This window comes from Bradyrhizobium ontarionense, assembly GCF_021088345.1.
Lineage (GTDB): Bacteria > Pseudomonadota > Alphaproteobacteria > Rhizobiales > Xanthobacteraceae > Bradyrhizobium > Bradyrhizobium ontarionense.
Genome location: NZ_CP088156.1, coordinates 1361815 through 1382143, shown reverse-complemented (window position 1 = coordinate 1382143; position 20329 = coordinate 1361815). Strand labels below are relative to the sequence as shown.

The 20329-nt window shown below is 64.6% G+C and carries 20 protein-coding genes; 11 read left to right on the top strand and 9 right to left on the bottom strand.

The window, feature by feature from the left end; all coding sequences use genetic code 11:
- Nucleotides 1–152: 152 nt before the first annotated feature.
- From LQG66_RS06090 to LQG66_RS06075, 4 genes are all read right to left on the bottom strand, one after another.
- Nucleotides 153–881: an outer membrane protein gene (locus LQG66_RS06090; protein ID WP_231324411.1), complete on the bottom strand. Its 729-nt coding sequence runs from the start codon at nt 879–881 to the stop codon at nt 153–155.
- Nucleotides 882–1094: 213 nt separating this feature from the next.
- A complete protein-coding gene (locus tag LQG66_RS06085; protein WP_231324410.1) occupies nt 1095–1886 on the bottom strand; it encodes an outer membrane protein in 792 nt (263 codons plus the stop codon).
- 352 nt (nt 1887–2238) lie between these two features.
- The gene (locus tag LQG66_RS06080) at nt 2239–2994 is read right to left on the bottom strand and encodes an outer membrane protein (RefSeq protein WP_231324409.1); all 756 of its coding nucleotides are present in this window, start codon (nt 2992–2994) and stop codon (nt 2239–2241) included.
- Nucleotides 2995–3187: 193 nt separating this feature from the next.
- On the bottom strand, nt 3188–3952 hold the full coding sequence (locus LQG66_RS06075; RefSeq protein WP_231324408.1) for an outer membrane protein: 765 nt from the start codon (nt 3950–3952) through the stop codon (nt 3188–3190).
- Nucleotides 3953–4427: 475 nt separating this feature from the next.
- Here LQG66_RS06075 and LQG66_RS06070 point away from each other — a divergent pair, with 475 nt between their 5' ends.
- The 4 genes from LQG66_RS06070 (at nt 4428) to gyrA (ending at nt 8992) form a co-directional block, all read left to right on the top strand.
- Complete coding sequence (locus LQG66_RS06070; protein ID WP_231324407.1) at nt 4428–4925, top strand: single-stranded DNA-binding protein; 498 nt, start codon at nt 4428–4430, stop codon at nt 4923–4925.
- Between the two features lie 112 nt (nt 4926–5037).
- On the top strand, nt 5038–5673 hold the full coding sequence (locus LQG66_RS06065; RefSeq protein ID WP_231324406.1) for an HD domain-containing protein: 636 nt from the start codon (nt 5038–5040) through the stop codon (nt 5671–5673).
- 16 nt (nt 5674–5689) lie between these two features.
- On the top strand, nt 5690–6088 hold the full coding sequence (locus tag LQG66_RS06060; protein WP_231324405.1) for a DUF2306 domain-containing protein: 399 nt from the start codon (nt 5690–5692) through the stop codon (nt 6086–6088).
- A 171-nt stretch (nt 6089–6259) separates the two neighbouring features.
- The gene (gyrA, locus tag LQG66_RS06055; protein WP_231324404.1) at nt 6260–8992 is read left to right on the top strand and encodes a DNA gyrase subunit A; all 2733 of its coding nucleotides are present in this window, start codon (nt 6260–6262) and stop codon (nt 8990–8992) included.
- Nucleotides 8993–9079: 87 nt separating this feature from the next.
- Here gyrA and LQG66_RS06050 read toward each other — a convergent pair whose 3' ends face one another.
- The gene (locus LQG66_RS06050; protein WP_231324403.1) at nt 9080–9337 is read right to left on the bottom strand and encodes a hypothetical protein; all 258 of its coding nucleotides are present in this window, start codon (nt 9335–9337) and stop codon (nt 9080–9082) included.
- Between the two features lie 273 nt (nt 9338–9610).
- On the opposite strand from LQG66_RS06050, the gene coaD reads away from it, so the two are divergent.
- From coaD to queA, 4 genes are all read left to right on the top strand, one after another.
- A complete protein-coding gene (gene coaD, locus LQG66_RS06045) occupies nt 9611–10105 on the top strand; it encodes a pantetheine-phosphate adenylyltransferase (RefSeq protein WP_231324402.1) in 495 nt (164 codons plus the stop codon).
- 73 nt (nt 10106–10178) lie between these two features.
- On the top strand, nt 10179–10742 hold the full coding sequence (locus LQG66_RS06040) for a peptidylprolyl isomerase (RefSeq protein WP_231324401.1): 564 nt from the start codon (nt 10179–10181) through the stop codon (nt 10740–10742).
- Between the two features lie 299 nt (nt 10743–11041).
- Nucleotides 11042–11506 carry a peptidylprolyl isomerase gene (locus LQG66_RS06035; protein WP_231324400.1) on the top strand — a complete coding sequence of 155 codons (465 nt, stop codon included), beginning with the start codon at nt 11042–11044 and terminating at the stop codon, nt 11504–11506.
- Between the two features lie 134 nt (nt 11507–11640).
- The gene (gene queA, locus LQG66_RS06030; RefSeq protein WP_231324399.1) at nt 11641–12735 is read left to right on the top strand and encodes a tRNA preQ1(34) S-adenosylmethionine ribosyltransferase-isomerase QueA; all 1095 of its coding nucleotides are present in this window, start codon (nt 11641–11643) and stop codon (nt 12733–12735) included.
- 306 nt (nt 12736–13041) lie between these two features.
- Here queA and LQG66_RS06025 read toward each other — a convergent pair whose 3' ends face one another.
- On the bottom strand, nt 13042–14067 hold the full coding sequence (locus tag LQG66_RS06025) for an aspartate-semialdehyde dehydrogenase (protein ID WP_231324398.1): 1026 nt from the start codon (nt 14065–14067) through the stop codon (nt 13042–13044).
- 271 nt (nt 14068–14338) lie between these two features.
- Between LQG66_RS06025 and tgt the strand changes: the two genes are divergently transcribed.
- A complete protein-coding gene (gene tgt / locus LQG66_RS06020) occupies nt 14339–15493 on the top strand; it encodes a tRNA guanosine(34) transglycosylase Tgt (protein WP_231324397.1) in 1155 nt (384 codons plus the stop codon).
- A 133-nt stretch (nt 15494–15626) separates the two neighbouring features.
- On the opposite strand, the gene LQG66_RS06015 is transcribed toward tgt, so the two are convergent.
- The gene (locus LQG66_RS06015) at nt 15627–15845 is read right to left on the bottom strand and encodes a hypothetical protein (protein ID WP_231324396.1); all 219 of its coding nucleotides are present in this window, start codon (nt 15843–15845) and stop codon (nt 15627–15629) included.
- Between the two features lie 508 nt (nt 15846–16353).
- Here LQG66_RS06015 and cysK point away from each other — a divergent pair.
- Nucleotides 16354–17322 carry a cysteine synthase A gene (gene cysK, locus LQG66_RS06010; RefSeq protein WP_231324395.1) on the top strand — a complete coding sequence of 323 codons (969 nt, stop codon included), beginning with the start codon at nt 16354–16356 and terminating at the stop codon, nt 17320–17322.
- Between the two features lie 2 nt (nt 17323–17324).
- Nucleotides 17325–17564 carry a BrnA antitoxin family protein gene (locus LQG66_RS06005; protein ID WP_231324394.1) on the top strand — a complete coding sequence of 80 codons (240 nt, stop codon included), beginning with the start codon at nt 17325–17327 and terminating at the stop codon, nt 17562–17564.
- A gap of 85 nt (nt 17565–17649) precedes the next feature.
- Here the strand turns inward: LQG66_RS06005 and LQG66_RS06000 are convergent, their stop codons facing one another.
- On the bottom strand, nt 17650–19110 hold the full coding sequence (locus LQG66_RS06000; RefSeq protein ID WP_231324393.1) for a caspase family protein: 1461 nt from the start codon (nt 19108–19110) through the stop codon (nt 17650–17652).
- A 209-nt stretch (nt 19111–19319) separates the two neighbouring features.
- Nucleotides 19320–20210: a DMT family transporter gene (locus LQG66_RS05995; protein ID WP_231324392.1), complete on the bottom strand. Its 891-nt coding sequence runs from the start codon at nt 20208–20210 to the stop codon at nt 19320–19322.
- Nucleotides 20211–20329: the final 119 nt, after the last annotated feature.

Sequence of the window (20329 nt, the reverse complement as noted above, 5' to 3'; positions counted from 1 at the left end):
GCGGCGAAACCGGGGATCTACGGGGTAGCGCAGAAAGCCTTTGTTGCTCAGATGCTTGGGTTCCGCCTGTCACGCAAAAGCCAGCATTGTCCGCAGCGCAACAAAAAGGCCGGCTTGCGCCGGCCTTTCAGGACTAGACTTGTAGAAGCTGATCAATACTTGGCGATGACCGGGCCGCCGAACCGATAGTTCAGGCGAGCCGTGAACAGATCGACATCCTGCTTGATGTTATCGGTCTGGGTGAAGACCGCGCCGCGGAACGGGACGTTCGTGTTGCCCATGAACAGGTGGTCGTATTCGAAGCCCACCGACCAGTTCGGCGAGAAGGCGTATTCGACGCCAGCGCCGACGGTCGCGCCCCACTTGTGTACCGTCGTGGTGGCCAGCACGGTGTTGATCACGCCGGAAAAGATCTCGTACTTGGTGTCGGTGACGGCCGCGCCGCCCTTGGCGTAGAGCAGGACGTTGTCGAAGGAATAGCCGATCTGCCCGGTGAACAGGCCGAAGGCGCTGAGCTTGGTGCGGTTGCGATCGGGCGCGAATAGCGGGGTGACGTTGTTGCCGGTCAAGTCGGCCCAGTTGCCCTGCGCCTCAAGGCCGAACACGACCGAGTTCATCTGCCAGCGATACCCGAACTGACCGCCGATGGTGCCGCCGGTGGCATTGTGGCAGCCCTCGGCTCGACCGTCCGCGAGAGTCCAGCAATTGCGGCTCGATCCATAACCGCCGTTCAGGCCGAGATAGAATCCGCTCCAATCGTTGATGGCGACCATCATCGGCGGTGCCTTGGTGTAGGGGCGCGCCGCCATGTCGGCCGCCGAGGCGGATGTGGCGGTCGCGATGGCGACGAGCGCCGTCGTGATCACAAGCAACTTCTTCATCAATGTTCCCCCAGGGAGTTGGAATGACAAGCGATGGAAATGTTCATACACGCGGCCCCCCGGGGGCGCTGTAACGCAGGGGCCACAACCGGTAAAAAGCGTTATATATCAAATATTTAACACAAAAGAGCCGCATCGATGCCGAGCTGCGGACACGAAAAAGGCCGGCGCGAGCGCCGGCCTTTCTGATGGGCTCCGAGGAGCGGCTCTTCGTCAGTAGCGCGCGGTCACCGGCGCGCCGAATCGGTAGTTGACCCGAACGGTCGCCATGTCGATGTCCTGCTTGATCGTGTCGACCCGCGACAGCACGGTCGCGGTGGCCGGGAAGGTGATGTCATGTGAGCCCATGAACAGGTGGTCGTACTCGACCGCGACCGACCAGTTCGGCGCGAAGCCGAACTCGACGCCCGTGCCCACGGTGCCGCCCCAGCGGGTTTCGCTGGCGGAATCGAGCAGCGTGCCTACGGCGAAGGGGGCGGCTGCATTGGCGGTGCCGGTGTATTTGTTGTGCGTGACCGCCGCGCCGCCCTTCACGTACCAGAGCACGTTGCCCCAGGCATAGCCGACCTGGCCGGTGAACAGGCCGATCGCGTCGGTCTTGGTGGTGTTGGTGGTGTTGGTGATGCCGGTCGCGAGCGCCGCAGCACTCGCATTGGACGACTTCAGGTCGGTCCAGTTGCCTTGGGCTTCGAGGCCGAACACCCAGCTCGCGGCCTGCCAGCGATAGCCGACCTGGCCGCCGATGAGGCCGCTCGTCGCGTTGTGGCAGCCTTCGGATTGTGTCGGCACGACGGCTACGCCGGCGACCCGATTCAGCGTCCAGCAATTGTGGCTCCAGTCGGCGCCGCCGTTGGCGCCGAGATAGAAGCCGGCCCAGCTCGGCAACGGCGTGACATAGGCGGGCGCCGGTGCCTTGCCATAGGGGCGCGTGGCGAAGTCGGCTGCCGAGGCGGGAGCCAGTCCCAGCGCTGCGACGCCCGCGGTCATGATCAGAGTTGTCTTCATTGCTGTCTCCCCAGTCCCAAATGTCCTCGCGCCGGATCCCTCCGATCCGGGGTCCACGCTCGCGTGGCCTGCCATTGGTTGTAGGGGGCACTGATTTCTAAAGCTGTGAGCGCTCCGACGCGTGCGTCCGGATCTGCGGATCGTGCTTAAGCGGGGGTTAAGGATGGTCGCCCGCGGGTTGGCTCGCACCGGTCATGGCGGGCAGACGTGGTGAGCTTCGGCCGCAGCCGAAAATGATCTCGGCCACACCCGGCCGCGGGCCACCAGCCGAATGATCACGCGAGTCGGGCGAAGTCAGTCCCTCGAGGAGACCTGCAGACCTCAGGACGTCGGATGTCAGTGCTTGGAGACGTCAGTGCTTGGAGACGACAGGGCCGCCCCAGCGATAGTTGACACGGACCGTGGCCATGTCGACATCCTGGCCGACCGTATCGGTCCGGGTCGCCGCACCGGCCGGAACGCCGGAGAAGTTCAGGGCCTTGTTGCCCATGAAGATGTGCTCGTATTCGGCGCCGACCGACCAGTTCTTCGCAAAGCCGACCTCGACACCGGTGCCGACCGCAGCCCCCCAGCGCGTCGCGCTCGACTGGTCGAACGCCGTCCCCGTCGCCGTGGCAAGGCCGTTGTACTTCTCGCCTGCGACCGCGGCGCCGCCCTTCACGTACCAGAGCACGTTGTTCCAGGCGTAGCCAATCTGGCCGGTCAGCACGCCAACGCTGTTGATCTTGGTCTGGTTGGTCACGGCCGGGACGAGCTGGCTGGTGTTGCTGCCCTTCAGGTTGGCCCAGTTGCCCTGGCCTTCGACGCCAAACACCCAGCCGCCCGCCTGCCAGCGATAGCCGATCTGGCCGCCGGCCAGCGCACCGGTCGCATCATGGCAGCCTTCGGCGTTCGTCGCAGTGACGCCGGCAAAGGAGACGTTGTTGGTCCAGCAGCTGCGGGCCGAGGCGCCACCGGCATTCAGGCCGAGGTAGAAGCCGCTCCAATCATAGATCGTCGCGATCATCGCGGGCGCCTTGGTGAAGGTGCGCGCGGGCAAATCGGCTGCGATCGCCGGCGCAAACCCCAGCGCCAGCGAAGTTGTCGCCCCCAGCAACAGCCTTCTCATCGCAGTCCCCAAACCAAGCCCGATGCCCGCACGCACACTCTCACCAACGCCCACCCGCCGGACCTTGATAGCCCCTTCCGCCGCGAAAAGCCGTCACCCAAACGACACATCGGCCCAGCAAGTGCCGGTTTTGGCACACAAAAAAAGGCCGGCGCAAGGCCGGCCTTTCGACATATTCAATTCGCGCGTGCAATCAGTAGCGCGACATGATCGGGCCGCCGAAGTGATAGGAGATGCCGGCCTTGACGGTGTGCACGGTGTCCTTCCACTCGGAGCGGTTGGTCGTGACGAGCGGATTCGTGTACTGAATCGTGCTCTCGCCAAAATCGATGTAGTTGTACTCAACCTTCGCCGACCAGTTGGCGGCGAACATGTATTCAGCGCCGGCGCCGATGGTCCAACCCCAGCGCCAGTCGTTCTGCACCGCACCGGCCGGAGGAGGCGCGATGCCCGGATCATAGCGGTGCTGCAAGTCGCCAACCGAGGCGCCGCCGCTGACGAAGAGCAGCGCCGGACCTGTTGCCCAGCCGAGCCGGCCCTTGATGTCGCCGAAGCCGCGCAGCTTAGTGAAGTAGGTATCGCCGAAACCGGCGCCGGAGCTGATCACCGCTGAGCGACCGTTGATGTCGGCCCAGTGATAGTCGCCTTCGAGGCCGAACACGATATTGTCGACCTGCCAGTTGTAGCCGACCACGCCGCCGACGAAGCCGCCGCTGATGTCGTACCGCTGCGTCGGTGTAAAGCCGACGACATTCGGCGCAAAGAAGTAGGTCTCATCACTGCGACCCCAGCCGCCGCCGCCCTGGAGACCGAGATAGAAGCCGGTCCAGGTCGGAAGCGGTGCGGACGCTGCCACCGGCGCCTTGGTGTACGGGCGGGCGGCGAGATCGGCGGCTCCCGCCGGCGCCAGTGCACCCAGAACCATCAGGCTGGCGGCTCCAAGAAAAATTCTCGTCATCGGATGTCTCATCCCAAGTCTCCCGCGTTGGGCGTCCCCCAATTTGTCCCCGGAGGCGCGCTTCTGATGAACTGTTGCGACCGCCATCGCGGCCCCAATCCATCCGCAAATATAGACGATTCAACCTGGAATACCGTCGCCCAAAAGCCACATCCGAGGAGGAAGTGGGGCTTTCTAAGTTGATGAAAGTTAATTACTTTTACGTGATTTTTGGAACTTTTTGAGGGTTCCATTGCGGGAACTCTGAGTTCCCTCCGGTTCCACGGAACTCGACGTATGGTTGTGGGATTATGGCGCGAACAAACCTGGAACAATCCGTGACGGCTTGCTATATGTGGATAAGCGATGGAGAGGACGGGTGGCGGGCGCGGCAACCGTATAGGGTCCGCCGCGAGAGGAAGGGTTTAGCCACCTGATGCCGAGAGGCCGGTGCGCGCGGCCGGTCCGGTGAAGTGAGAACCGCGGGAGAGTGGTGATGGCGGGTAGCGTGAACAAGGTGATTCTGGTCGGCAATCTCGGGAAAGACCCGGAGATCCGGCGCACGCAGGATGGGCGGCCGATCGCCAATCTGAGCATTGCGACGTCGGAAACATGGCGCGACAAGGCGACCGGCGAGCGCAAGGAAAAGACCGAATGGCACCGTGTGGTGATCTTCAACGAGGGGCTCTGCAAGGTTGCTGAGCAGTATCTGAAGAAGGGCGCCAAGGTTTACATCGAAGGCGCGCTGCAGACCCGCAAATGGACCGACCAGAGCGGTGTGGAGAAGTTCTCCACCGAGGTCGTGCTGCAGGGCTTCAACTCGACGCTGACGATGCTCGACGGCCGCGGCGGTGGCGGCGGCGGCAGTTTCGCCGATGAGCCGGGCGGCGATTTCGGCAGCAGCGGTCCGTCGATGGCGCCGCCGCGCCGCGCGGTTGCTTCGGCCGGCGGTGGCGGCCGCAACAGCGACATGGACGACGACATTCCGTTCTGAAGCGCGGGCGCACGCTGCAGATACGCGCCGGCTTCCGTCCGTGTCGGGACGGAAGGCCGGCGGTCGTCAGGGGCGCTGCCCGAGACGCAAGCGATCGTGCGAGGTTGGTCCCATGCAAGACGCTGTGGCTACGATCGTCGATTTCTACCGGCTCGCCGAGGGCTTGAAGCGCGAGCTGCGCCATAGCTGGCTGTCGGACGGACGCCGTGAGAGCGTGGCCGAGCATAGCTGGAGCATGTCGCTGCTCGCGTTGCTCGTGCACCGTCATCTCGCTCGGCCGGTCGAGATCGACCGCGTGCTGAAGATGATCATCGTCCACGACCTCGTCGAGGCGCTGGCCGGTGACATCCCGTTCTTCGAGACGGGCAGCCGAAAGGATGCCAAGGCGGCCAAGGAGCGGGAGGCGATCGAGGACATCCGGTCGCGCCTGCCCGGGACGGTCGGGCAGGAGATATTCGATCTCTTCCATGAATTCGAGGCGAAGACCACGGCGGAGGCCAAGTTCGCTGCGGCGCTCGATCATCTCGAGGTCCAGATGCAGCACAATCTGGCCGATCTCGGGACCTGGGAGCCCGTCGAGTACGATCTCGTCTATACCAAGATGGACATCGTATGCGCCCACGATGCTCTGCTCGTCGAGCTGTGTGGTGCGGTGAAAGGGCAGGCCGAAGCCAAGATGCGTGCGGGCAGCATCGATGTCGACGCGATCAAGGAGCGCCTGCACAACGCGCAGGCTGCCGCGACCTGACCGACGGGGCTGTCGCATGAGCTTCGCACCGTTGCTCGCCGCCGAACCCGCCGTCCTGCTGCACGCCCTTGCCGCGATGACCGCGTTCGCGCTGGGGCTCGTCCAGTTCGCCGCGCCGAAGGGGACCTGGCCGCATCGAACGATCGGCTGGATCTGGGTCGCGCTGATGGCCGCTGTCGCGGTCAGCTCGTTCTGGATTCACACCATCCGGCTGGTTGGTCCATGGAGCCCGATCCACCTGCTTTCGATCTACACGCTGGGCGTGCTGCCGCTCGCCGTGTGGGCCGCGCATCGCCATCGGGTGGCGGCGCATCGCCGGGCCATGATCACGCTGTTTTCCGGCGCCCTGGTGATCGCCGGACTGTTCACCCTGCTGCCCGGGCGGATCATGCACAAGGTGGTCTTCGGGCCGTAGCCCGAGGCGGTTCCCGCGGCCTGCCTTGCGCCGTCGTGCTGTCTGGTTAAGTGCCTGGAAAGGCGAGTAGAAAAAGCGCGGTTCGGGTCGGTTTGGGGATGGCCTGCGAAGGCCCGATGCGCTATATGATTCCAAGCGATTTTCGCGTGTCAAAACCGACCGGAATCCCCTTTGTCCGATAAAGAAGATGAGAAGCCCGGCGAGCCGGGCGGACCTTCCGACATTCGTCCCGTTTCCATCCTCGACGAGATGAAACGCTCCTACCTCGATTACGCCATGAGCGTGATCGTGGCGCGGGCGCTGCCCGATGCGCGCGACGGCCTGAAGCCGGTGCATCGGCGCATCCTGTATTCGATGTACGAGCAGGGGCACACGCCCGACAAGAAATACGTCAAGTCCGCGCGCGTCGTCGGCGACGTCATCGGTAAATACCATCCGCATGGCGACCAGTCGATCTACGACGCCATGGTGCGCATGGCGCAGGACTTCTCGATGCGCGTGCCGTTGATCGACGGCCAGGGCAATTTCGGCTCGGTCGACGGCGATCCGCCGGCCGCCTATCGATACACCGAAGCCAAGCTTGCCAAGTCGGCGATTCCGCTGCTCGACGACATCGACAAGGACACCGTCGATTTCCAGGCCAACTACGACAACTCCGACAGAGAGCCGTCGGTTCTTCCGGCCAAATTCCCGAACCTGCTGGTCAACGGCGCCGGCGGCATCGCGGTCGGCATGGCCACCAACATCCCGCCGCATAATCTCGGCGAGGTCATCGATGCCTGCGTCGCGCTGATCGACAATCCCGCGCTCTCGATCGACGACCTGATCAACATCATTCCGGGCCCGGATTTTCCAACCGGCGGCATCATCCTCGGCCGGGCGGGCATCCGCAGCGCGTATCATCTCGGCCGCGGCGGGATCATGATGCGGGGCAAGGTGCGGATCGACACCATCCGCAAGGACCGCGAGGCGATCATCGTCTCGGAGATCCCCTACCAGGTCAACAAGGCCACCATGGTCGAGCGCATCGCCGAACTGGTGCGCGAGAAGAAGATCGAAGGCATTTCCGATTTGCGCGACGAGTCGGACCGCGATGGCTATCGCGTCGTGATCGAATTGAAGCGCGACGCGGTGCCGGACGTGGTGCTGAACCAGCTTTACAAGTTCACTCCGCTGCAGACGAGTTTCGCTGCCAACATGCTGGCGCTCGATGGCGGCCGCCCGCAGACGATGACCTTGAAGGATCTGCTGACGATCTTCATCGCGTTCCGCGAACGCGTCGTCACGCGCAGGACCAAGTACCTGCTCAACAAGGCGCGCGACCGCGCCCATATCCTGGTCGGCCTCGCGGTCGCCGTCGCCAATATCGACGAGGTCATCCGCGTCATCAGGACCTCGCCAAATCCGACCAGCGCGCGCGATGCGCTGATGTCGCGTGATTGGCCCGCCAAGGACGTCGAGGCCATCATCACCCTGATCGATGATCCCCGTCATCGGCTCGCGGAAGACGGCACCATCCGCATGTCATTCGAGCAGGCGAGGGCCATTCTCGATCTGCGCCTGCAACGGTTGACCGCGCTTGGCCGCGAGGAAATCTCGGACGAGCTGGACAAGCTCAAGATTGAAATCAACGACTATCTCGACATCCTGCGTTCGCGTGCGCGCGTGCAGGGGATCGTCAAGGACGAGCTCGCCGCCGTTAAGGCCGAGTTCGGCACGCCGCGCCGCACTGTGATCGCCGAGCAGGAAGGCGAGGTCGAGGACGAGGACCTGATCCAGCGCGAGGACATGGTCGTGACCGTGTCCCATGCCGGCTATACCAAGCGCGTGCCGCTGTCGGCCTATCGCGCCCAGCGCCGTGGCGGCAAGGGGCGTTCGGGCATGCAGACCCGCGAGGAGGATTTCGTCAGCCGGCTGTTCGTGGCCTCGACCCACACGCCGGTGCTGTTCTTCTCGTCGCGCGGCCAGGTCTACAAGGAGAAGGTCTGGCGGCTGCCGGTCGCAGCGCCCAATGCGCGGGGCAAGGCGCTGATCAACATCCTGCCGCTGGAGCAGGGCGAGCGCATCACCACGATCATGCCATTGCCCGAGGACGAAGCCTCCTGGGCCAATCTCGACGTGATGTTCGCCACGACAGGCGGCAACGTCCGGCGCAACAAGCTGTCGGACTTCGTCGACGTGCGCCGCTCCGGCATCATCGCGATGAAGCTCGACGAGGGCGAAGAGATCGTCAACGTGCAGATCTGCACCGAGCGCGACGACGTGCTGCTCACGGCGAATGGCGGCCAGTGCATCCGCTTCCCCGTCACCGACGTGCGCGTCTTCACCGGCCGCACCTCGATGGGCGTGCGCGGAATCGCGCTCGCCAGCGGCGACAAGGTGATCTCGCTATCAATTCTGCGCCATGTCGAGACCACGTCGGACGAGCGCACGGCCTACTTGAAGATGCGCCGGGCGATGTCGGGCGATGTTGCGAGCGAGGAGCCGGTCGAAAGCGAGGGCGAAGAGGCCACCACGGGCGCGATCCAGCTGTCCCAGGAACGCTACGTCGAAATGTCGGCGCAGGAGCAGGTGGTGCTGACGGTGTCGGTCAACGGCTTTGGCAAGCGGACCTCGTCCTACGAGTACCGCACCACCGGTCGCGGCGGGAAAGGTATCGTCGCCATGTCCGTCAACAACCGGAATGGCAAGCTCGTCGCCTCATTCCCGGTCGAAGACGGCGATCAGATCATGCTGGTCACCGACAAGGGCCAGCTGATCCGCTGCCCCGTCGATGGCATCCGCATTGCCGGCCGCTCCACCCAGGGGGTGATCGTGTTCAACACCGCCGACGATGAGCATGTCGTCTCCGTCGAGCACATCGGCGAGGAGACGGAGAATGGGAACGGGGCGGTCAGCGAATGAAGAGGCGAATGGCGAGTGAGACTGCGAATGGCGAATAGGGTGTGGCGAATAAGGGAAGAATGACCTCCCTTATATTCGCTATTCGCCTCACTGCGTCCGGTCGACCCCGACCATCCGCGCTTCGCGGATCGTTGCCTTCGTGCCGGCGCTGCGCAGGCACGACGCCTCGAAGTTCGGCCACGCCTGCTGCGAGCAGTCACGGCCGATCGGACGGAAATCGAGACGGTCCGCCTTGGCCAGCGGCTTGGGCACGCTGGCTTCGACCTGAGGGGCAAAGCCAGGCAGGATGGTGAGGGCAGCAGCGACGGTTCCGGCCGCCGCAATGGCATAGAGCGCTTTGATCATGACGGTCCCCTGTGAAGGCCGTTTTCGGCCCTTTGTTCGTTAACGATTTGATAACCCGGCCGGGTTTCCGGCTGCCTTCGCGTCGTTCGAGAATTGGTTTCGTCTCGTCGCGGATGTGTTTCGTCGCGGGGACGCCGACGAAACAATCGGCAGAAGGGGATCAGGTTCCGACGTCCTCGGCCGCGCTGACCGGCAAGGCCGACGAGAGGGCTGCCGCCATCACAGCTTCGCCAGCCGCTTGCCGGCCTGTTCCGGTCGGTATAGGACGGGCGCATGCAACGCATTGCGCTCTATCCGGGCTCATTCGATCCCGTCACCAACGGCCATCTCGACGTGGTCCGGCAGGCCGTTCACCTCTGTGACCGGCTGATCGTCGCGGTCGGCGTGCATCACGGCAAGAAGCCGCTGTTCTCGACCGAGGAGCGGCTTGCGATGGCGCGTGACGTATTCGGCCCGGTGGCAGCGGCCGCCGGCTGCGGCCTCGAGGCTGCGACCTACGACAATCTCACCGTGACCGCAGCCCAGACCGTCGGCGCCATCATGATGATCCGGGGGCTCCGCGATGGCACCGATCTCGATTACGAGATGCAACTGGCCGGCATGAACCAGGTCATGGCACCGGGCATCCAGACCGTGTTCGTTCCGGCCTCGGTGTCGGTTCGTCCCATCACCGCCAGCCTGGTTCGTCAGATCGCCGCCATGGGTGGCGAGGTCTCGCATTTCGTGCCGCCATCCGTAGTCGCCGGTCTCAAGGCCAAGTTCGTTTGACAATCCCGTGCCGGCGGCTCCTTGCGCCGCGCGGCGTCGCCACGTGTTCCCCTCTCATTCTTTCGGAGTTGCCATGATCCGGGCTGTTGCTTTCGTCTTCGCTCTCGTGTTCGCGCTGCCGGCGCTGGCGCAATCGCTGCCCGCCGGCCTGGACAAGCAGAACGCGCTCGTCATCGACACGACCAAGGGCCGCATCGTCGTCAAGCTGCGCACTGATCTGGCACCGCAGCACGCCGAACGGCTGAAGACGCTGGCGCGCGAAGGTTTCTACAACAACGTGCCGTTCCATCGTGTGATGGACGGCTTCATGGCGCAGACCGGCGATGGCCAGAAGTTCGACGGCACCGGCGGCTCGAAATATCCGAACCTGAAGCAGGAGTTCACGAGCACGCCGTTCAAGCGCGGCACCGTCGGCATGGCGCGCCGCGGCGACAGCACAGATTCCGCCAACTCGCAGTTCTTCATCTGCTTCGGCGATGCCTCCTTCCTCAACGGCCAGTACACCGTGATCGGCGAGGTCGTGCAGGGCATGGACGTGGTCGACAAGCTCAAGAAGGCGCCTCCGGGCTCGTCGGGCGGCAGCGTGACCGATCCCGACAAGATGGTGAAGGTCCAGGTCGCCTCCGACATCAAGTGACAGGCGGAGGCGAGGAACCCGGTATTTGCTCCCGGGTTCCCACGCCTTAAGGAACCGTTTGCCACGTCACGGACGGCGGCCAATTCTGCCGCTCGCCGGTCGACAGGCCCGGCGGCTTCAGCTTTAACGGTGATAGGTCTATCCTGGAGCAGCATCCTGCTCGGCATTGCCGAGCATGCTGTCGTATTCGACGGCCGTCAGGAGGGGCGACGGCTGTAGTCTCAAGGCACCTACGCGACCTGGATCCCAGGATTTCCATTCCTGACCCCCATCAATCCAAACCGAACTGAGAGACCAGCATGGCTGTTACAGAAAATACTTTGATCCTCGAGACCACCCAGGGCCCCGTTACCATCGAGATGCGTCCGGACCTCGCGCCCGGCCATGTCGCGCGCATCAAGGAGCTCGTGCGCGAGGGCTTCTACGATGGAATCGTTTTCCACCGCGTCATCGACGGCTTCATGGCGCAGACCGGCTGCCCGCAGGGCACCGGCACGGGCGGCTCGGGCAAGAAGCTGAAGGCCGAGTTCAACGCCGAGCCGCATGTGCGCGGTACGACCTCGATGGCGCGCGCCGCCAGTCCGGATTCCGGCGACAGCCAGTTCTTCATCTGTTTCGACGACGCCCGGTTCCTGGACAAGCAGTACACCGTCTGGGGCAAGGTCACCGAGGGCATGGACAACGTCGACAAGATCAAGCGCGGCGAGCCGGTGCAGAACCCGGACAAGATCGTCAAGGCGCACATGGCGGCCGACGCGGCGTAGACTTCGAGACCCTCATGGTGAGGAGTGTGCGCAGCACGCATCTCGAACCATGAGGCCGACATTCGGGCCTTCATCCTTCGAGACGCGCTGACGCGCACCGGGGGATGAGGCGCCGATGGTCGTCCAGAACAACGATGCGCACCGACCTCTTCGACTTCCATCTTCCCCCCGAGAACATCGCGCTGCGGCCGGCGAGCCCGCGCGAGGTGGCGCGCATGCTCGTGGTCCAAGGCGATGGCGTGTTGCGCGACCGCACGGTTGCCGATCTACCGGACTGGCTCGAGCCGGGCGACCAGCTCGTCGTCAACGACACCAGGGTGATCGCGGCGCAGCTCTCGGGACGGCGCATCAGCCGTGACACCGAGGCGAAGATCGAGGCGACCTTGATCAAGCGGCTCGACGGTTCACGCTGGCAGGCGCTCGTCAGGCCCGCAAAGAAGCTCGCGCCGGGCGATACGATCCGGTTCGGCAACGAGGGCAAGGTCTGCCTGCTCGGCCATCTCGATGCGACAGTCGAGGCCAAGGGCGCCGAGGGCGAGGTGACGCTGTCATTCGTCTTCCATGGTCCGGCGCTCGACCAGGCGATCGCCGATCTCGGCCGGCCGCCGCTGCCGCCCTACATCGCCGGCAAGCGGCCGGCGGACGAGCAGGATGCCGAGGACTATCAGACCATGTTCGCAGCCAATGAGGGCGCCGTTGCCGCGCCCACCGCTGGGCTGCATTTCACGCCGGCGCTGGAGCGGCGGCTGCGCGAGCGCGGCGTCGGGCTGCAGCGCGTCACCCTGCATGTCGGTGCCGGCACCTTCCTGCCTGTGAAGGTCGAGGACACCGACAGCCACCGCATGCATGCGGAATGGGGGAGCCTCACGCCCGAGACGGCAGCGGCGCTGAACGACGCGCGCGCCAACGGCGGCCGCATCGTCGCGGTCGGCACGACATCGCTGCGGCTGCTGGAAAGCGCGGCCGCTGGCGACGGCACCATCGCGCCGTTCGAGGCCGAGACCTCGATCTTCATCACGCCGGGCTATCGCTTCCGCGCCGTCGACATCCTGATGACGAACTTTCATCTGCCGCGCTCGACCCTGTTCATGCTGGTCTCGGCCTTCGCGGGTCTCGACACGATGCAGGCCGCCTATGCGCACGCCATCCGCAGCGGCTATCGCTTCTATTCCTACGGCGATGCGTGTCTGCTGTTTCGTCAGCAGGACGAGCGGGTCGTTGAGCCGTAGGGTCGGCAAAGCGACGCCGCAGGCGGCGCGTGCCCACCGCTTATCAGCGATTTCCACGGCGAGACGGTGGGCACGGCGCCACTGCGATCGCGCGTCAGGAGAGAGCACGGCAGCGCCTTTGCCCACCCTACAAGTTTCGTAGGTCGTCACGGGCAATCCGCGGCCGCACACTCAGCCGTCGTTCCCCGCGAAGGCGGGGAATCCAGCACGCCGCGGCGTCTCGGCAGATAACAAATGCCGGTGAGTCCTGGATCACCCGCTTTCGCGGGTGATGACAGTGGCAGGCGAGGAGAGGGCGTAGCCGCCTTACGCCATCACACGCTCCGGCAAGAGCTCAGCGATCTGCACCGCGTTCAGCGCGGCGCCCTTGAGCAGCTGATCGGCGGCCACGAACATTGCGATCGAATGTCCTGACGGATCGGACAGGTCCTTCCTGATGCGGCCCACCAGCACGTCGTCCTGGCCGGAGGCATCGACCGGCATCGGGAAGTAGTTGTTGGCGCGGTCGTCGACGACGCGCACGCCCGGCGCGGTCGCGAGGATGCGGCGGACTTCGTCTTCCGAGATCGGCTTCTCGCATTCGAAGGTGATGGCCTCGCAATGGGCGCGCAGCACCGGCACACGGACGCAAGTGACGCCGATCGCGATACCCTCGTCCTCGAAGATCTTGCGGGTCTCGTTGATGACCTTGGTCTCCTCGTCGTTGTAGCCGGTGTCGGGATCGATGGCCGTGTTGTGGCTGAACAGGTTGAAGGCGAACGGGTGCGGCATCACCTTCGGCGCATAGACCTGGCCGTTGAGGCTCGCCCGGGTCGATTGCACCAGCTCGTCCATCGCCGCCGCGCCGGCGCCGCTGGCGGCCTGGTAGGTCGAGATGATGACGCGCTTGATGCGGTTCTTCTGATGGATCGGCCATAGCGGCACCAGCGCCGTGATGGCGGCGCAATTGGGATTGGCGATGATGCCCTTGTGGTCGCGGATGCGGCGGGCGTTGATCTCCGGGATCACCAGCGGCACGTTCGGGTCCATCCGGAAGGCCGAGGAATTGTCGACCACGACGGCGCCCGAGCGGACCGCTGAAGGTGCGAACTTCTTCGAGATGCCGCCGCCGGCCGAGAACAGAGCAATGTCGACGCCCTCGAAGGAGCGCTCGGTCAGCTCCTCGATCACGATGGTCTGGCCGCGGAAGCTCACGGTCTGGCCGGCTGAGCGGGCGCTCGCCAGCGCCTTGAGCCGGCCGACCCGGACGTTGCGGCGGTCCAGGGTGGCGATGAACTCGGCGCCGACGGCGCCGGTCACGCCGACGATGGCAATGGTAGGATCGGTCTTCACGTCTCTGTCTCCGGTTGGAATTCAGGCATAAAAAAAGCCCCGGACCTTCATCAGGCGGGGCTTCGGTTCGAAGATGTCGCGGTCGAGTTCGATTACGCGCGCACGCCTCCCGAGGCCCTCAAGGGCTTGGTGGTTTTCGTCGTGCGTTTGGTCATGGTCGACATGGGCTGGGACCATAGGGGCGGCCGGAACCGCCGTCAACGGCTGTCGCGGGCCAAACTTGCGCCGATCGCGGTTGAATCGGGACCCGTCCTGACGCAATAAGCCCGCTATGAGCTCCTCCGAAGGCGACCTTCCCAACCATTTTCAACTGCTCGCGACCTCTGGCGCGGCCCGCACGGGCAGGCTGACGACGCCGCATGGCGTGGTTCGGACGCCGGGCTTCATGCCGGTCGGCACCGCCGGCGCGATGAAGGGCGTCCACTGGCGCGACGTGCGCGACGCCGGCGCCGACATCGTGCTCGGCAACACCTATCATTTGATGCTGCGTCCTGGCGCCGAGCGCATCGCCGCCCTTGGCGGCCTGCAGCGCTTCACCGGCTGGGGCGGGCCGATGCTGACCGACTCCGGCGGCTTCCAGGTCATGTCGCTGTCGGCACTGCGCAAGGTGACGGAGCAGGCGGTGACATTCCGCTCGCATATCGACGGCGCCAAAATCGAGCTGTCACCGGAGCGGGCGATCGAGGTGCAGCGCCTGCTCAACTCGGACATCGCGATGCAGCTCGACGAATGCGTGCGGCTGCCGGCCGGGCGCGACGACGTCGAGCGCGCGATGCAGCTGTCGCTGCGCTGGGCCGAGCGCTGCCGCCGTGCCTTCGAGACGGCGCCTCCCGGCTACATGCTGTTTGGCATCGTCCAGGGCGGCGATGTCCCCGACCTGCGCGTGGCGAGCGCGCAGGCACTGGTCGACATCGGTTTCCACGGTTATGCGATCGGCGGCCTCGCCGTCGGTGAGCCGCAGGCGGTGATGCTCGAGATGATCGAGGCCACCGCGCCGGTGCTGCCGGCGAGCCGTCCGCGCTATCTGATGGGCGTCGGCACGCCCGACGATCTCCTGGAGTCGGTCAAGCGGGGCATCGACATGTTCGACTGCGTGCTGCCGACCCGCAACGGCCGCCATGGCGTCGCCTTCACGCGCTTCGGGCCGGTCAATCTGCGCAATGCCCGCCACGCCGACGATGACAGGCCGCTCGACGCGGAGAGCCCGTGGCCGGCGGCGCGCAGCTATGCGCGCGCCTATCTGCATCATCTGATCAAGTCGGGCGAGGCGCTGGGCGCGATGCTGCTGTCGGAGATCAACATAGCCTATTATCAGCAGCTGATGGCGGGGATGCGCGATGCGATCGCGCACGGCAGCTTCGCCGATTTCTATCAGCGCACCAAGGCCGACTGGGCGCGCGGCGACATCACCTCGCGCGTCGGCTGACGGCCTCGCGGCACGAGAGCGCGATCAGCGAAGCATAGCGCCGCCGAAAGATTGGACGGATTGGAAAGTCGGGCGCTGCTCATGCATGATAGCAGCGACATCACGTCGCGGAACGCTTATGCAGCTGCGCCGTTCAATTGCAGGCGAAGCGGCCCTTCACTGTATGTTTGGTGACGAAGCCGTAGCCGCAAGTGTCGCAGGTCCATAGATAGCTGATCGCGTTGTCTGCGAGATAAGCCGATGCCTCGGCTGCAATCATGGAGTCGGCGCAGACTGGGCATGTCGGCAGATCGCAGCCGCGGGGATCCGGGCGGGGCGTCGTGGTCGACATGAGATCAGCGAGTGCTGACATAGGGACCTCCTGGGCGCTCTCTTTGTTGGCGATCTCTGTTTGGATGGCGTCTACGTTCAACGAGTCCAGCTTCAACGAGTCCAACTTCCAACGGGTCTAAAGTCCGTCATACAAAGAGTTTGTCCGGGCAGTCTGTTCTTATATCGTCCGTCCTACTGACGTGATCTCGTCTGGTACCGACGTTCTGCTTCTATCGTTCGGATGATATCATACTGAAGATGACATCCAGCTGACGTCACCCTTTCTGATGCCCATAGCTGCGATCGGATCGCAGTCGACATCAGCCTACACCGTGAATCTCCCATCCGACTGAAGTCTAATATACACCGAAGTCATTGACCCTGTCGCAACACAAATGCGTTGGTTTTGCGTAATTTTACCATGACTTGTTGTGCAGCGCCGTCATCGTGTGATCGCGTAAACGTGCTTGCGCAGCGCAGCAGGCTCGCTGAAGATGGTCGATGAACATCGACGATGTCGCGCCGGGGCGCGCGCAGGGAGTAATGTTATGGAATCGTCAGCTGCGACGCAGCATCCAGGACGTGGACGCGTATTTGATTCAATTGTCGATGCGTTCGGCAATACGCCGATTGTGCGATTGCGAAGGCTGCCCGAGCAGCACGGCGTGCAGGCGACCATCCTGGCCAAGCTGGAATACTTCAATCCTGCCGCGAGCGTGAAGGATCGCATCGGCGTCGGCATGATCGTGGCGATGGAGCAGGCCGGGGTCATCAAGGCGGACACGGTGCTGATCGAGCCGACCTCGGGCAATACGGGCATCGCGCTGGCCTTCGTGGCGGCGGCGCGGGGCTACAAGTTGAAGCTCGTGATGCCGGAGTCGATGTCGATCGAGCGGCGCAAGATGCTGGCTTTCCTCGGCGCGGAGATCGTGCTCACGCCGGCGACGCAGGGCATGAAAGGCGCCATTGCGACGGCCGAGGAGCTGTTGCGCACCACGCCGAACTCGGTGACGCCGCAGCAGTTCAAGAACCTTGCCAACCCGGACATCCATCGCCGCACCACGGCGGAGGAAATCTGGAACGATACCGGCGGCAATATCGACGTGTTCGTCGCCGGCGTCGGCACGGGCGGCACCATCACCGGCGTGGGCCAGGTCCTGAAATCGCGCAAGCCTGATGTGAAGGTCGTCGCCGTCGAGCCGGAGGAAAGCCCGGTGCTGTCCGGCGGCCAGCACACTCCGCACAAGATTCAGGGGATCGGCGCTGGCTTCGTCCCCGACATTCTCGACCGCTCGGTCATCGACGAGATCGTCAAGATCAACAGCACGACCGCGATCGATACGTCTCGCGCCTTGGCCCGCAACGAAGGCATTCCCGGCGGCATCTCGTCGGGCGCGGCGATCGCCGCGGCGCTGGAGATCGGCAAGCGGCCGGAGAGCGCAGGCAAGACGATCCTGGCGATCGTGCCGTCGTTCTCCGAGCGTTATCTGTCCACCGCGCTGTTCGAGGGGATCTGATCATGGCCGATCAGCCGCGGCGTCCCCGTACGCTTGCCGATGCCCGCACTGAGGCGGAGGCCGCGTTCAAGAAGGTGACGACCAAGCCGGTGGAGGCGCCGCCCAAGAAGGTTGCGGTTCCCGGCGTACGCGAGCAGGTGACCTTGCGGATCGACCAGGACGTGCTGGAGCACTTCCAGTCGCTAGGACCAGGCTGGCAGGACCGCATCAATGCAGCCCTGCGCAAGGCTGCCGGTCTCTGACGAGCGGCATGTGTCGTTCAAAAACCGAAGCCGGGACCTTACGGTCCGGGCTTTGCTTTTTTGCCTTCGAGCGATGGAGAGCGGGTCAGCGGCGCAGCGCGCCGCCGATCACGCCGCCCATCATGCCGCCGATGAAAGCGGCGCCGGCGGCATTGCCCGCGTTGTCCTGCGGTGGCGGATTGCGGTAGACCGGTGCGCCTTGCGGCGGCGGGCCGCCGGCAGCGACGTTGCCCGCCGGCTTGGCGCGGCGCGGCTTGGCCTCGTCGCCAACCGAGGCGGTTGCCGGCGCCGGCTGCGGCTCGGCGAGAAGGGCCTTGTGCTGCAGCTTCGTCAAGAAGCCGGTCGACGGATAGCCACGGGCCGCCTGCCAGCGCTTCATGACGCCGCGGGTCTCGTCGTCGAACAGGCCGGTCATCTTGGTGTCAAAGCCCAAGCCCGTCAGGCGGCGCTGGACGTCGCGCCGCTTGGTCTTGTCGAGGCCGATCTGATCCTCGGCGATCTGGGTGCCTTCTTCGGTGAAGGTGGCGGGATCGACGCCCTTGGCGACGTTGCGGGTCGCCGTGTTGACGGCGCCGCTCTCGATCGCGGCAATGCGCGCCATCGCCAGCGACTTGAACTGACCGTTCGGATAGGTCGAGAGATAGGCGTTGAGCTCTTCCGGCTTGTTGGAATCCTTGACCGAGCGCCAGAACTCGAGCTCGGCCTCGCCCGCTGTTGCGGTCGCCGTGGCGGCGACGGGAGTGCTTCCGGCGGCCGTCGCCGTTGCAGCAGGGGTGGCGGACGGGTTGAGATAGACTGCACCGATGAGGTTGGTATGCCCCCACGGCAATTGGCCCTTGTTGGTCTCCTCGTTGACCTGGGCGCGCACCGCGGTCATCGCCTGCTGGATTTCGACTCCGGGCTGCCCGATGTGCGAGATCAGGGCGCGCGTGAACGGGCTGTTGGCTCCGGCCTCACCGTCGAGTGCAGTCTGGCCCGGGCCCGTCGCAAAGGCGATCAGCGTGCCTTCGCCCGACTTCATTTCGGCAAGGCCGGTCTGGACCGACACGCTGCGGGTGGGTGAGTTCGACTTGATCTTGGCAGCGAACGGGTTGTCGCGGCAGGCGTCGAGGAAGACCAGCTTGACCTTGGCGTCGCCCATGGTCTGGTCCAGCGTCACGTCGATGTTGATCGCCGCCCCGAGCTTGACGTCCATTTCCGATTTCAGGTCGGCATCCACCGGCAGCAGGTAGTTGGTGCCGGAGATCGCGATGCCGTGGCCGGCGTAATAGAACACCGCGATATCGGCGCCCTGTGCCTTGCGACCGAAGTCGAGCAGCTTCTCGGTCATTTTGTCGCGCGTGAGATTGGTCCCCTCGACGACGTCGAAGCCGACGTTGCGCAGGGTTGCCGCCATGGCCTTGGCATCGACCGGCGGGTTCGGCAGCTGTGCCACACTCTTATAGGCGCCGTTGCCGACGACGAAGGCGACTCGGCGGTCGGCCTTTGCGGCTTCTGCCGTCAGCACCATGCAGAGCAGGGACAATGTGATGGTGAGATAGCGCATGCAGGAGATCCCCCAACGAAAAAGCGAAGCGATCATTCCCGCATTTGTCGTCGTTCGAGCCGAAAAGTCTTGTTCCCATACAAAAAATCACGGATCTGCCACAAAGCTTTTTGCGAGTGTTGCGCGCTACCAACGCCGATCGCGTGTATCTCTTCGGTTGCGTGACAATGGTCACACCGATGCCCACGGATCGGAGCTGTTCCGCGGCGTCAGTTTCGGGACGAACTGTTCGCCGTTACCGGCTCAGGCTGCGGGGGACGGAGGTTCAGGAGGTTGCCCGCCAGAATCAGCGCTGCGCCGAGCACCGTGAAGCCGTCGAGGCGTTCCGAATAGACGAGCCAGCCGACGGTGGCCGTCAGCGGGACCCGCAGGAAGTCCATCGGGATCACGATGGTGGCGTCGGCATAGAGCAACGCGCGCGCCATGCAGAAATGCGAGAAGGTCCCACAGAAGGCGACGACGACGATCCAGCCCCAGCCGAGGGCCGACGGCCAGGTCCACAGCACGAGTGAGGGGACCAGACCGGCGACGGATTGGACCACCAGCATCCAGAAGATGATCGACACCGTCGGCTCGGTGCGCGTCAGGAACTTGACCAGCGCGATCGAGATTCCAAATCCGACGGCGGCCCCGAGCGCGATGAGCTGCCCCGGATTGATCGCGCCGGTATCGGGGCGAACGATCACGACGACGCCGACCAGCCCGAGGACGATCGCGAGCAGCTTGAAGAGGGTGATGCGTTCGCCGAGGAAGGCCGCGGCAAGCAGCGCCGTCCAGATCGGCATCGTGAATTCGATCGCCACCACTTGGCCGATCGGGATCAGGGTGAGAGCGAAGAACCAGCCGAGCTGGGCGCCATAGTGGATCAGATTGCGTGCCGCGTGCCCCTTGAGCCTGATGGTGCGGAGCGCGGCGGTCCCGCCGCTGAGCGCAACGACCGGAGACAGCATCACGAGGCCGATCAGGCAGCGCAGCTCCATCAGCTCGAACACGTTCAGCTCGCGCATCGCTTCGCGCCCGGCCACCACCATGACCAGCATGAGGCTGAGCCAGCCGATCATCCACAGCGCGGCCATCAGTTTCGAAGCTGGACGATGCATGAGGCTGGGGAGGCAGAGGCGGGCGGAGGCGGCGAGAGCGGCTGTATCGCCTCGGGTGCAGGGTAATGCAAATGAAATCAACGATGCAGCGCGTCAACGCGGCAGGCGGCGCTGTCGTT

What these genes read in the sequence shown, in the direction of transcription:
- LQG66_RS06090 (WP_231324411.1), bottom strand. Translation starts at nt 881, where the DNA reads ATGAAGAAGTTGCTTGTGATCACGACGGCGCTCGTCGCCATCGCGACC.
- LQG66_RS06085 (WP_231324410.1), bottom strand. Translation starts at nt 1,886, where the DNA reads ATGAAGACAACTCTGATCATGACCGCGGGCGTCGCAGCGCTGGGACTG.
- LQG66_RS06080 (WP_231324409.1), bottom strand. Translation starts at nt 2,994, where the DNA reads ATGAGAAGGCTGTTGCTGGGGGCGACAACTTCGCTGGCGCTGGGGTTT.
- LQG66_RS06075 (WP_231324408.1), bottom strand. Translation starts at nt 3,952, where the DNA reads ATGACGAGAATTTTTCTTGGAGCCGCCAGCCTGATGGTTCTGGGTGCA.
- LQG66_RS06070 (WP_231324407.1), top strand. Translation starts at nt 4,428, where the DNA reads ATGGCGGGTAGCGTGAACAAGGTGATTCTGGTCGGCAATCTCGGGAAA.
- LQG66_RS06065 (WP_231324406.1), top strand. Translation starts at nt 5,038, where the DNA reads ATGCAAGACGCTGTGGCTACGATCGTCGATTTCTACCGGCTCGCCGAG.
- LQG66_RS06060 (WP_231324405.1), top strand. Translation starts at nt 5,690, where the DNA reads ATGAGCTTCGCACCGTTGCTCGCCGCCGAACCCGCCGTCCTGCTGCAC.
- LQG66_RS06050 (WP_231324403.1), bottom strand. Translation starts at nt 9,337, where the DNA reads ATGATCAAAGCGCTCTATGCCATTGCGGCGGCCGGAACCGTCGCTGCT.
- coaD (WP_231324402.1), top strand. Translation starts at nt 9,611, where the DNA reads ATGCAACGCATTGCGCTCTATCCGGGCTCATTCGATCCCGTCACCAAC.
- LQG66_RS06040 (WP_231324401.1), top strand. Translation starts at nt 10,179, where the DNA reads ATGATCCGGGCTGTTGCTTTCGTCTTCGCTCTCGTGTTCGCGCTGCCG.
- LQG66_RS06035 (WP_231324400.1), top strand. Translation starts at nt 11,042, where the DNA reads ATGGCTGTTACAGAAAATACTTTGATCCTCGAGACCACCCAGGGCCCC.
- queA (WP_231324399.1), top strand. Translation starts at nt 11,641, where the DNA reads ATGCGCACCGACCTCTTCGACTTCCATCTTCCCCCCGAGAACATCGCG.
- tgt (WP_231324397.1), top strand. Translation starts at nt 14,339, where the DNA reads ATGAGCTCCTCCGAAGGCGACCTTCCCAACCATTTTCAACTGCTCGCG.
- LQG66_RS06015 (WP_231324396.1), bottom strand. Translation starts at nt 15,845, where the DNA reads ATGTCAGCACTCGCTGATCTCATGTCGACCACGACGCCCCGCCCGGAT.
- cysK (WP_231324395.1), top strand. Translation starts at nt 16,354, where the DNA reads ATGGAATCGTCAGCTGCGACGCAGCATCCAGGACGTGGACGCGTATTT.
- LQG66_RS06005 (WP_231324394.1), top strand. Translation starts at nt 17,325, where the DNA reads ATGGCCGATCAGCCGCGGCGTCCCCGTACGCTTGCCGATGCCCGCACT.
- LQG66_RS06000 (WP_231324393.1), bottom strand. Translation starts at nt 19,110, where the DNA reads ATGCGCTATCTCACCATCACATTGTCCCTGCTCTGCATGGTGCTGACG.
- LQG66_RS05995 (WP_231324392.1), bottom strand. Translation starts at nt 20,210, where the DNA reads ATGCATCGTCCAGCTTCGAAACTGATGGCCGCGCTGTGGATGATCGGC.